This is a genomic window from Mesorhizobium sp. P5_C1 (genome assembly GCF_054049815.1).
This window is the reverse complement of sequence record NZ_JBFULQ010000182.1, coordinates 1-10,230: the sequence shown is the minus strand read 5'-3', so window position 1 is coordinate 10,230 and position 10,230 is coordinate 1. Positions and strand designations below refer to the sequence as shown.

The following is a 10,230-nucleotide window of genomic DNA, read 5'->3' as shown; positions in this document are numbered from 1 at the left end:
CGACCAGCCGGTTGATGCTGTCCGTTTCGAGGCCATCAAGCTCGCTCAGGAAATCCGGAGCCTTGATCCCAGCCGACCAGACGACGAGTTCGGCCGGCACAAACAATTTCTCGCCAAGCTTGATGCCGTCCTCCGTCACTTCGGTAACTTTGATCCCGCACCGTATCTGGACGCCCAGATCAACAAGCAGACGTGCTGAAGCGCGCGCTAGGCGTTCGGGCAAAGCTGGCAAGATACGCGGCCCGGCTTCGACGATGGTGATGCGGATCAATCTCTCGAAATCGATGTTGTCGAGATTGTGCGATGCAATCTCCCGCATCGACTTGTGCAGTTCCGCGGCCAGTTCCACGCCGGTGGCCCCGGCGCCGACGATGACACAATGAAGCTGACCGGGCGAAAGCTGCTCGTATTGCGCGTTGGCGCGCAGGCACGCGTCTATCATGCGCTTGTTGAAACGGGCAGCCTGCTCCGCCGTATCCAGCGAAATGGCGTGACGCGCGGCGCCCGGCGTGCCGAAATCGTTGCTGACGCTGCCGACGGCCAGCACCAGCGTGTCATAGCCCAGAAGACGCGGCGGGATGATCTGCCTGCCATCGTCATCAAAGCTGGGAGCGACAAAGACCTGGCGTTTGGCACGGTCGATGCCAACGACCTCGCCGATGCGATATCGGTAGCCGTGCCGGCTGGCATGGGCGATGTATTCGACAGCATCGTGCGACGCGTTCAGCGCGCCGGATGCCACTTCATGCAGCAGGGGCTTCCAGATATGGGTGCGGTTGCGGTCGACCAGCGTGACGGAAAGCCGCCGCTTGCCGAACTTGCGACCAAGACGCGTCGCCAGCTCCAGTCCGCCCGCACCGCCGCCGACGATAACCACGCGATGCAGCGACGTATCCGCATGGGAAGGCGTCTCCGGAATGGTACGGAAAAGGGCGGCATTGTTGGCAAGCACCGCCTCGGGGATCAGCCGCATGCCGGGGGTGATGATCTGCATCGGTATTCTCCATCGGTTCCGAGGCGCTGGTCCGTCATTCCTGCGATTCGTGGATCACGATGCCCTGCAGCATGTCGACCTCGCATTCCCAAGGCTTTTCCGAGAGGACGCGCTGGCCATGTTCGTATCCCGCCTGCCAGCGCGTGTGGATTCCTGTGCGCGTGAAGTCGATGTCCTTGGTGTGGTCCTCGCCGTCGAGGCGCGGCGAAAGCAGCCGAACGAGATGCATCACCGAAGGGCAGCCATAGGAGGYCAGTTCCTTGAACATCGGATCGTCGCGCCGCTCCTCGGGTACCAGCTTTCCCATTTCGCGCACGACGTGGCGCAGACGATGCAGTTGCTCCTGACGGGCAACGTGGCTTCTGCCGCGGCTGGCGTATTGGAGATCCTTCTGCCGTCCCATGACCTGCCAGATCGATTTCGGCTCCGTCGCGCGCGGCTGCCACATGTTGACGGCGAAGATCAGCGCGTCGCGCCGCGGACGCTCGTCCAGCACGACTTCGATTGGCGTGTTCGAATAGATGCCGCCATCCCAATAGGGCTCGCCGTCGATGCAGACTGCCGGAAAGGCCGGCGGCAGGGCGCCCGACGCCATGATGTGCGCCACCGACAACGGCATCAGACTGCTATCGAAATACTTGAGCTCGCTGGTGTTGACGTTGACCGCGCCGACTGTCAGCCGCGTATGGCGGCGGTTGAGGCATTCGAAGTCGATCAGGCTATCCAGCGTCTGCTTGAGTGGATCGGTGGTGTAGTAGGAAGCATTCTCCACCCCCACTTCGCGATTGACCCCGAACATGGCGCTTGGGTTCGGTTCGAAAAACCCCGGTATGCCGCGCATCACCGTGCCCATATTGGCAAAGATGTTGCTCGGAACCATCATCCGGAAGAACTCGTCGAGCGGGCTGCTGCGGCTGACGCCGTCCCAGAACTCGCGCAGCCTAGGCAGGCGGTCCTGCGGCTCGTTTCCGGCGATCAGCGCCGCATTGATGGCGCCGATCGAGGTGCCTATGACCCAATCGGGTTCGACCCCGCCCTCGACGAGCGCCTGGTAGACGCCGGCCTGATAGGCGCCGAGAGCGCCGCCGCCCTGCAGCACCAATACGGTCTGTCGCTTGACCGAACCGTCAGCCATACGAACGGCCTCCGGCACGGGTTCCGACGTTGAGGGGTTCCGGGTGATCTTGTTCATGGGCTTTGCGCTCCTCGTTGCCGGTTTCAGTGGGCGGTCCAGCCGCCTTCGATCGGCAAGATCGCGCCGGTGATCGAGGCCGCATCGTCGGAGGCCAAGAAAAGACAGAGCGACGCAACCTGCTCGACCGTTACGAACTGCTTGGTCGGCTGTGCGGCCAAAAGCACATCCTTGATGACTTGCTGTTCGGTGATCCCGCGCGCCTTGGCCGTGTCCGGTATCTGCTTTTCGACCAGTGGCGTGAGCACGTAGCCGGGGCAAACCGCATTGACCGTGATGCCCTGCTCGGCCACTTCCAGCGCTACCGTCTTGGTCAGGCCGGCGACGCCGTGTTTGGCGGCGACATAGGCGGATTTGTATGGCGAAGCGACAAGCGCATGGGCGGACGCAACGTTGATGATGCGACCCCATTTGCGCTCCTTCATCGCCTGCAGGGCGCGCCGGATTGTGTAGAATGACGACATCAGATCGATCGCCACGACCGCCTCCCATTTCTCGATCGGGAAGTCGTCGATCGGCGCCACATGCTGGATGCCGGCATTGTTGACCAGGATGTCGATCGCCCCGAACTCCGCGATGGCCTTGTCCATCATGGCGGTGATTGCGCCCCCCTTGCTCATGTCCGCATTGTCGTAACGAACGGTGACCTCGTAGTCGGCGGCCAGCTTCGCCCGCAAGCGTTCGATCTCATCCGCATCGCCGAAGCCATTGAGAACGATGTTGCAGCCCTTTGCCGCGAAGGCTTCGGCAATGCCTTGGCCGATGCCGCTGGTCGAGCCTGTTATCAGCGCCGTCTTTCCTTTGAGCATCGTCGTTTCCTTCTGTTGGAGCCGCAGCAAAACCATCGAGCAATGGCTGCGGGCAACGGGCCTGCACGCGCCCCGGTTTGAAATTCTGGATCAAGTATGGCCAGCAGCCGAAGGCGACGGAAATGCCGTTGAGACATGGATTCGATAGCCGACGGTCTGATCGCTGCCGCGACGATGTAGATCTCCAGGCCGGGTTGTTTGACGTAGGGGCAGCTAGTAAGATCGCGCCGCAACACGGGTCGTGCGGTATATGCCCGCCCGCCGAGGGGAGTTGCCGTGGAGATCAGCCAGGTCAGATATTTCTTGGCCGTTGCCAAGGAGCTGAATTTCACCAGGGCTGCCGAGCAGTGCAACGTCACGCAGCCGGCGCTGTCGCGCGCAATCAAGCTGCTCGAGGATGAATTCGGCGGGGCGCTTTTCCACCGCGAGCGCCGCTTCACCCATCTCACCGAGCTCGGTCGCATGGTGGAGACCTATCTCGAGGGTGTCTTCGAGAACTCCCGCCAGGCAAAGCAGATTGCCGAGCAATATGTGCATCTGAAGAAGACGCCGCTCAAGGTCGGCATCATGAGCACGATTGCGCCAGACGAAATCATTGAGCTCATCGCTGCCGTCCGGTCGCATCACCCCGGCGTCGAGCTTCACCTTTGCGATTCAGACGCCAAGAGCTTGCGGCGACGGCTGCTCGAAGGCGATCTCGAGGCCGCCATCTACGCCTTGCCTTCGAACGTGCCCGACGAGGACGTGCACTCGCTACCACTCTTTCAGGAGCAGATGGTGATGGCCGTCCATCTGAACCATCGCCTCGCCAACCAGCGAAGCGTGCGGGTGAAGGATATGAGCAATGAAAGCTATATCCACCGCAACAATTGCGAGTTTGCTGGCTATGCCGATGCCATTCTCTCCGAACAGGGCGTCACCGTCAGCCCTGTCTACTGGAGCGATCGTGACGATTGGACACTGGCAATGATCGCTGCCGGGCTTGGCTTCGGTTTCATGCCCGAACACACCGCCAAGCACCCGGGCGTGGTGCCCTTGCCGATCACCGAGCCGGAATTCTGGCGCGAGGTCAATCTCGTCACCGTGCGTGGCCGCAGGCATTCGCCGGCAGTTGGCGCGCTGGTGCGCGAGGCCACGCAGAAGCGGTGGTTCGGCGAGCGGGCAAAGGCGTTGTCCGCCGCTGAATAACCTCGTCGCGAGCAGCAGGCTGCGTCGCATGCACCGGCAGCGGATCTACGGCACATCATCCGTACTCAGTTCTTCTTGATCGTCGAGGTCACGGACTGGATGACTTCGGTCGCCATCTTGAACTGCGCCTCGCGGTCGGTGATGCCATGCCGCTTGGCGATCCAGTCGAAATCGCTGTAGGCGGCGTAAACCGTTCCGTCCGCGGTCTGGTAGACCAGGACGCGAACGGGCCAGTCGAGACCGGCCTCGGGATTGGAGGTGATGAAGGTCGTGCCGAGAGCCGGATTGCCGAACATCACCAGCCGCGACGGCTTGACGTCGTTGCCGGCATTCTTGCCAAGCCTTGCCTGGTCGATGACGCCGAAGAACTTGATGCCCTTCTTGAGAACGTCCTTCTTGATGCGGGCGACGGTTTCGGCGACGGAATAGTCGCTCTTCACGGTGACGACACCGTCCGAGGCGGCGACCGGGAGAATGAGCGCCATCAGCATGGCGCCCCCGGCAATCATGGTTTTCAGGTAGTTGGTCATGTCAGTCTCCTTTGTTTTCCAGGTTGCATGAATCTTGGCTACTACGTTGATATCTTTGTCCAATATCTGAGAGCGCTTCGCGATCGACGACTTGCGATCGTCAGCCGGTTGGCGTCTTCAATGCTCGCGCGACCGCAATTGCCCCGGCGAGGACCGCGGCAAGCACGGCCACACAGGCGGTCCAGCCGACGCGGTCGTAGACCTGTCCGATGACGAAGCTGCCAGCGAGCCCGCCCGCATAGTAGGAGGCTAGGTAGATGCCGCTCGCGGCGGCGCGGTCGCGCGACGCGGTCCGGCTGACATGCCCGGTGGCGATAGCCTGCGCCAGGAAGGTGCCTATGGCGACCAGCGCCATTCCCGCAAGCACCACCGGCAGGCTGCTCACCAGAAGTAGAAGCAATCCCAGGATGGCCAATGCAAGCGTTGCGCCGATCCCGATCCCTGGCCCGAGCCCGGCAGCAACCCGCCCTGCGAGTGGTGTCGTCAGCATCGAGGGCAGGAAGACGAAATAAACCAGCCCCAGCGCCATKGGCGACAGCGACAGCRGCGCGGCGACGAGCTGGAAGTTCACATAGGTGAAGGTGCCTATGAAGACGAAGAGGATCAGGAAGCCGATGGTGAAGCAGGCACGCAACTCGACGTTCATCAACGGGCCCTTCCATGCGGTGCGGGCAGGCTCGTTCTTGGCGTCAGCGCGCATCATTGCCGATGTCTTCTGCAGGGTGAGCCAGACAAGGGCCGCGCCAATCAGATTGAGCGCGGCGAACGTGAGGAAGTTGGTGGAGATGCCAAACGTGTCGGCCACGGCGGCCGACATCAGCCGTCCGAAAAAATTGCTGGCGACATTGCCGGTCACATAGGCAGCAAGAGCACTGGTCGTTTGCCTCGATGAAAAGTGTTCGGCGAGATAGGCCATCGTCAGCGTGAACGCGGTCGACATGCACAATCCCTGGACGACACGCAGCGTGGCGAAGACCACGATGCTGTCGGTCTGCGAAAGCAACGTCGTCGGGATTGCCAGCACCGCAAGGCTGATCCAGATTCCGTTGCGCCGATCGAGGTTTCTGCCGAAAAGCGCCACGGCGATCCCGGCCACAGCCATGCCGAACGTGCTGGCGTTGACGGCAAAACCCATTGTCGCGCGGCTGACGCCGAATTTTATCACCAGCGAAGGCAGGATGGCCTGAGTGGCGAACAGATCGACAAGCGTGAGAAACGCGATCAGGGCAATCAGGCCGAAGCGCCAGCTGTCTGCGGCAACCATGCGGAGCCGCGTCGGTTCGGTGTGTTCAGTGGTAGTCATGACAGGACTCCGTGGCCGCACGTCCCCGGGCGGACCCCCTGAGGACGCGCTTCCGTCGCTGATTCCGGGATCTGTTCACCGCGATGGGCGGCTCACATCATGTGGTCGTCGTGCATCGCAGGAGGCAAGACGTCGGCGGAATAGAGCACTGCGGGAACCTTGCCGTTGTTCTTCCACCAATGGGCGAGCTGGCCGAATTCGGCTGTCACGTCGCCAGCCGGATGTTCGATGCCGACCTTGCAGGTGCTGCGATATTCGGTGATCGAGCCTTCGACGATCAGAATGTTGGCGGGGCGGACATTGTGCTCATGCCACGGCACGACACCGCCCGGCTGAACGACGAGCTTGCGCAGGCGCAGCATATTGCCTTTCCACGCTTCGCCCTTGCTGCTGAGATCGATCGCCGAGAGAACCGTGTCGGTCACGCCGACCGGTTTGCTGGGGTGTTCCTGGATGTCGGTCGTGGCGGCCTGGCCGGCAGGGCAGTCCCCGGCGAAGGCCGGCGCAGCGGAAAATGCAGCGGCTGCGGACAGCAAGCCGATTGCCAACGCAAAGTTGAGTTTCTTGGTAGCCATCTAGTATTTCTCCTTTGTCGGTGCCCAAACGCGGGAGGCGGGGCATGGAATGGAGAGTGATGGGTGCGGCGAACAAAGAGAAATGCTGACTGGCTCTCAATTCGATACCCGAAAACTATGGTCGGACATCACGACGCACGAAAGGCGCACGACAGGTCCTGTCGTGCGGCGCTGGAATTTATTTGATTTGCGTCAGGCAGCGGTGCGGATCGCCTGAGCGAGGGCGCTCTCAGGCCAGCCATGCGCCTTGACGCTGTTGACGAAGGCAGATGCCGCCGGCGAAAACCTGCGCCCCGCCACGACCACCAAAGACACTTCCCGCCAGACCTCGGGGTCGATGACCGGCCTGACCTGCAAGCCAGGGATCACCGCGCTGAACTCCGGAATGAAGCAGATCCCGAGGCCGCCTGAAACCATGTTCTGGATCCAGTCCTCGCGCTCACTCGCATAGGAAATCCTGAGTTTCACGCCACGGTCATTGCACAGGCCGGCGAGGTGATCGCGATACTCGCAGTTCAGTCGCCGCAGATAATTCTCGCCGTCGAGTTCGGAGATGGCGACATTGTCGTTGCGGGCCAACCGATGGCCGTTTGGAAAAGCCAGGACGAAGCGCTCGCGATAAAGCGGCGTGACATCGAACCGTTCCGGAAAACTGTTGCTGGACGCCATGATGGCGACGTCGATTTCGCCGGACTCGAGCAGTTGTGAAAGCGAGGTCGGCACACCTTCCACCAGCTGCAGCTGAATGCCCTGCTGACGCCTGTTGAAATCGGCCAGCAGGCCGGTGAAGCGGCGCGGTCCGATGGTGCACATGACGCCAACCTTGAGGTTGGCATTTTCCAGGCACAAGAATCTCGACGCCTCCTGTCGCACTCCCGTCAGTTCGTCGAGGATCTGTTGAAACCGGGGTCGCAGCAGCGCGCCCAGGTCGGTCAGGTGAGTGAGGTTTCGCTCGCGGCGGAACAGAAGGCCGCCGACCTCGTCTTCCAGCTGCTGGATGGCGCGCGACAACGCTGGCTGGGTAACGTTGCACTTTTCGCCGGCCCGTGTGAAATTTCGTGTCTCGCACACGGCGAGGAAATAGCGGATGTGATGAATGTCCATGCCGATTGTCCCCGTTGCGTATGGTCCTTTTTTGCTAAACCGAACCTTGCCGCAAACGACATCCTCGTTCCAATGCACCGCCGCTATGAAGTTCATAGCATATCGTCATGGGCTGACGCAGGTTGGCGCCTTTGTAGCTTTGCTGGGACATAGGAGACCATGGCGAACAACTTGAACGCCGTCGCGCTCGGGTCTGATCTGGAAGCGGCGTGACGTTCAGCTGTTGCCGCCGAGCAGATGCATCTTCACGCAGAATTCTGCATGAGGCTTGCTCGGCGCTGCGTCGTTGCATTCCTTCTTCATGGCGCCCTGCTTGTCCGTCGACATAGCGTCCCAGGCTGCTTTGAAGTCGGCATCCGATTTCATCATCTTCATCGCGGCGTCTGTGTAGAAGGCGGCCGACAGGTCGCCGAAGGCGTCAGCCGAAGTCGCTCCGGCAATCGGAGCGAGGGCAATCGCCCCAGGCACGCGATTCGTATTCTCATGACTTGCTCCTTGTGTGCTGAACGCTGTCCGGCGGCCGTCTCGATGCTGGTCCAGGGCAAAATCCCGGAATCTTCGCTTGCCGACTAAATGTTGCGACGCGAGCGGGATGGCAACCAATGCAATCTGCCTATGGAGTTCATGCCACCTTGGCATTTCGCAAGCGGAAGGAGTTGCGACAGTCTTTGCATCAAACGCCCAGTCTGGCGTTTTGGGGATGGAGACTGACACATGCATATCCAGACCGGAACCGAAACCGACCAAGCCGTCATTGCAAGACCTGCAGTCGATGACCGGGGGGTCGTGGACATTGTCCTGGCAAGCGACGCGCACGGCGCCTTCGTTTGGGGCGTCCTCGACCGCTTGCTTGACGACCCCAGCCTTTCCTTCGGCAACATCACCGCGTCCGGCTTCGGTGCAATGGAGGCCGCCGTTCTGGCCTATGGCCTGGCCTTGGGCGGCCGGCGCGGCGCGCGGACGGCGCTCACCAACTTCTGGCGACGCGTCAGCCACGCATCGATTTTTGCCGCCGATGCCGCAAGCCCCCTGAGATCGATCCTGGAACAATCGATCGATATTGCGGTAATCCGCAACAAGGACCGCCCGCTGCAGTTGAGCATCCTGGCCTCCAATGCCCGCACCGATACGGTGAAGATTTTCGCCGGCGATCAGTTGTCGATCGACGCGATCCTGGCGGCCGCCACGATCCCGTTCCTCTTCCCGGCCGTCGAGATCGACGGCGACACCTATTGGGGCGACGGTGGCCTTTCGGCTTCGCCGGCCCTGCCGTTAGATACCGGCCATCTGCTGGTGGTCACCGGCAGGCCGGCACTGTTCATGACGCCGTGCGCGGGTCGCCGCCTCGCCGCCAGCCATTGTGCGATGAAGCCCGCCGCAACCCACGTCATCTTCGACAGCCAATACCGCGCCGGCGCAGCACTGTTCACAAGGCCCTGGACCGACTGGGGTGAACTGACCGACATGCGTGACCGAGGACGCGAACGTGCCGGGGACTGGCTTTTGGCCGATCTTTCCGTGGCGGAGGACCACCCGGCCTTCGACCGCGGAACCTAATAGATCTAGGCGCCTCCCTCCCGCCTGGCCGCGCCTGTTTCGGCCGCTCCCGAATGCAGGTGCCAAGCCCTCCGGTGCCCCCGCCGGAGGGCTTTTTGCGTGCGGCCCCTCAACATAGTGGTCGCGTATCAAATCCATGCCGAGACAGCATTTCAGCTCAGCGGCCTGATCGGGGACACTGCTTGCAGACAGGCCGCAAGGCCAGTCTTTCCCTCGAAACGCAACCAGGAGACACGACTGTGATCAACACCAAGACCCTCATCGGATCGGCCCTCGCTGCCGCCACTTCGCTCGCCGCGACGGCGGCCTATAGCGGCCCCGCTGCCAAGCCCGGCTTCGCCTTTGAGAAATGCTACGGCGTCGTCAAGGCCGGCCAGAACGACTGTCAGACCGCGACGCATTCCTGCGCCGGCACGGCCACCGCCGACAACCAGCCGGATTCATGGCTCTACGTGCCCGCCGGCAGCTGCGCCAAGATTGCCGGCGGCAGCGACAAGCCGAAAGCCYGAACCATCCAGACTCCAAGCCAACCTCTTGAAAGGAGCAGACCGATGTCACGTGTGTTTCAAGCTCTCGCGATCCCCGCAACCGCGGGCATCGGTCTTCGTTCCCCTCATATCGGCGAGATGCTGACCCGAAGGCCTTCCGCAGGCTGGCTCGAGGTTCATGCCGAGAATTACATGGGAGACGGCGCCGGCGTCGAGGAGCTGGAACGACTGCGCCAGACCTATCCGCTGTCGGTGCACGGCGTCGGCCTGTCGCTGGGTAGCGCGCGAGGAGTGGACCCGGATCATCTCGAGCGGTTGCGCAAGGTGTGCGAGCGCTTCCAGCCCGATCTTGTTTCCGAGCACCTCGCCTGGAGTGTCGCCGACGGCGCCTATCTCAACGATCTGCTGCCGCTGCGCTATGATGAAGAGGCGCTGGCGATCGTGGCGCGCAATGTCGCGACCGTCCAGGATACGCTGAAGCGTCAGGTGC

General features: G+C 61.9%; 11 protein-coding genes. 3 read left to right on the top strand and 8 right to left on the bottom strand.

Features of this window, described 5'->3' with window-relative positions:
• The 3 genes from ACXJ7R_RS16185 to ACXJ7R_RS16175 all read right to left on the bottom strand — a co-directional run.
• Window positions 1–994, bottom strand: a 994-nt coding sequence (locus ACXJ7R_RS16185) for an NAD(P)/FAD-dependent oxidoreductase (RefSeq protein WP_457152715.1), incomplete at its 3' end; no start/stop codon positions are given.
• 34 nt (window positions 995–1,028) lie between these two features.
• The gene (locus tag ACXJ7R_RS16180) at window positions 1,029–2,186 is read right to left on the bottom strand and encodes a patatin-like phospholipase family protein (protein ID WP_457152714.1); all 1,158 of its coding nucleotides are present in this window, start codon (window positions 2,184–2,186) and stop codon (window positions 1,029–1,031) included.
• A gap of 26 nt (window positions 2,187–2,212) precedes the next feature.
• The gene (locus ACXJ7R_RS16175; RefSeq protein ID WP_457152713.1) at window positions 2,213–2,995 is read right to left on the bottom strand and encodes a 3-hydroxybutyrate dehydrogenase; all 783 of its coding nucleotides are present in this window, start codon (window positions 2,993–2,995) and stop codon (window positions 2,213–2,215) included.
• A 276-nt stretch (window positions 2,996–3,271) separates the two neighbouring features.
• On the opposite strand from ACXJ7R_RS16175, the gene ACXJ7R_RS16170 reads away from it, so the two are divergent.
• Complete coding sequence (locus ACXJ7R_RS16170) at window positions 3,272–4,183, top strand: LysR family transcriptional regulator (RefSeq protein WP_095080328.1); 912 nt, start codon at window positions 3,272–3,274, stop codon at window positions 4,181–4,183.
• A 65-nt stretch (window positions 4,184–4,248) separates the two neighbouring features.
• On the opposite strand, the gene ACXJ7R_RS16165 is transcribed toward ACXJ7R_RS16170, so the two are convergent.
• The 5 genes from ACXJ7R_RS16165 to ACXJ7R_RS16145 all read right to left on the bottom strand — a co-directional run bounded on the left by ACXJ7R_RS16165 (window position 4,249) and on the right by ACXJ7R_RS16145 (window position 8,298).
• The gene (locus ACXJ7R_RS16165; protein ID WP_457152712.1) at window positions 4,249–4,713 is read right to left on the bottom strand and encodes a DUF302 domain-containing protein; all 465 of its coding nucleotides are present in this window, start codon (window positions 4,711–4,713) and stop codon (window positions 4,249–4,251) included.
• Between the two features lie 100 nt (window positions 4,714–4,813).
• Complete coding sequence (locus ACXJ7R_RS16160; protein WP_457152711.1) at window positions 4,814–6,016, bottom strand: MFS transporter; 1,203 nt, start codon at window positions 6,014–6,016, stop codon at window positions 4,814–4,816.
• Window positions 6,017–6,108: 92 nt separating this feature from the next.
• Window positions 6,109–6,591, bottom strand: coding sequence for a cupin domain-containing protein (locus ACXJ7R_RS16155; protein WP_095080322.1), 483 nt, complete (start codon window positions 6,589–6,591; stop codon window positions 6,109–6,111).
• A 192-nt stretch (window positions 6,592–6,783) separates the two neighbouring features.
• Window positions 6,784–7,695: a LysR family transcriptional regulator gene (locus tag ACXJ7R_RS16150; RefSeq protein ID WP_457152710.1), complete on the bottom strand. Its 912-nt coding sequence runs from the start codon at window positions 7,693–7,695 to the stop codon at window positions 6,784–6,786.
• A gap of 216 nt (window positions 7,696–7,911) precedes the next feature.
• Window positions 7,912–8,298, bottom strand: coding sequence for a hypothetical protein (locus tag ACXJ7R_RS16145; RefSeq protein WP_457152709.1), 387 nt, complete (start codon window positions 8,296–8,298; stop codon window positions 7,912–7,914).
• Window positions 8,299–8,409: 111 nt separating this feature from the next.
• Between ACXJ7R_RS16145 and ACXJ7R_RS16140 the strand changes: the two genes are divergently transcribed.
• Both ACXJ7R_RS16140 and bufA1 read left to right on the top strand, forming a co-directional pair.
• The gene (locus ACXJ7R_RS16140; RefSeq protein ID WP_457152708.1) at window positions 8,410–9,252 is read left to right on the top strand and encodes a patatin-like phospholipase family protein; all 843 of its coding nucleotides are present in this window, start codon (window positions 8,410–8,412) and stop codon (window positions 9,250–9,252) included.
• Window positions 9,253–9,491: 239 nt separating this feature from the next.
• Window positions 9,492–10,230: BufA1 family periplasmic bufferin-type metallophore (gene bufA1 / locus ACXJ7R_RS16135; RefSeq protein ID WP_457152707.1), on the top strand; the 739-nt coding region annotated here is incomplete at its 3' end.

Excerpts from the sequence above, each read along its gene's own strand:
- ACXJ7R_RS16175 (WP_457152713.1), bottom strand. The coding sequence starts at position 2,995 with ATGCTCAAAGGAAAGACGGCGCTGATAACAGGCTCGACCAGCGGCATC.
- ACXJ7R_RS16165 (WP_457152712.1), bottom strand. The coding sequence starts at position 4,713 with ATGACCAACTACCTGAAAACCATGATTGCCGGGGGCGCCATGCTGATG.
- ACXJ7R_RS16155 (WP_095080322.1), bottom strand. The coding sequence starts at position 6,591 with ATGGCTACCAAGAAACTCAACTTTGCGTTGGCAATCGGCTTGCTGTCC.
- ACXJ7R_RS16150 (WP_457152710.1), bottom strand. The coding sequence starts at position 7,695 with ATGGACATTCATCACATCCGCTATTTCCTCGCCGTGTGCGAGACACGA.
- ACXJ7R_RS16140 (WP_457152708.1), top strand. The coding sequence starts at position 8,410 with ATGCATATCCAGACCGGAACCGAAACCGACCAAGCCGTCATTGCAAGA.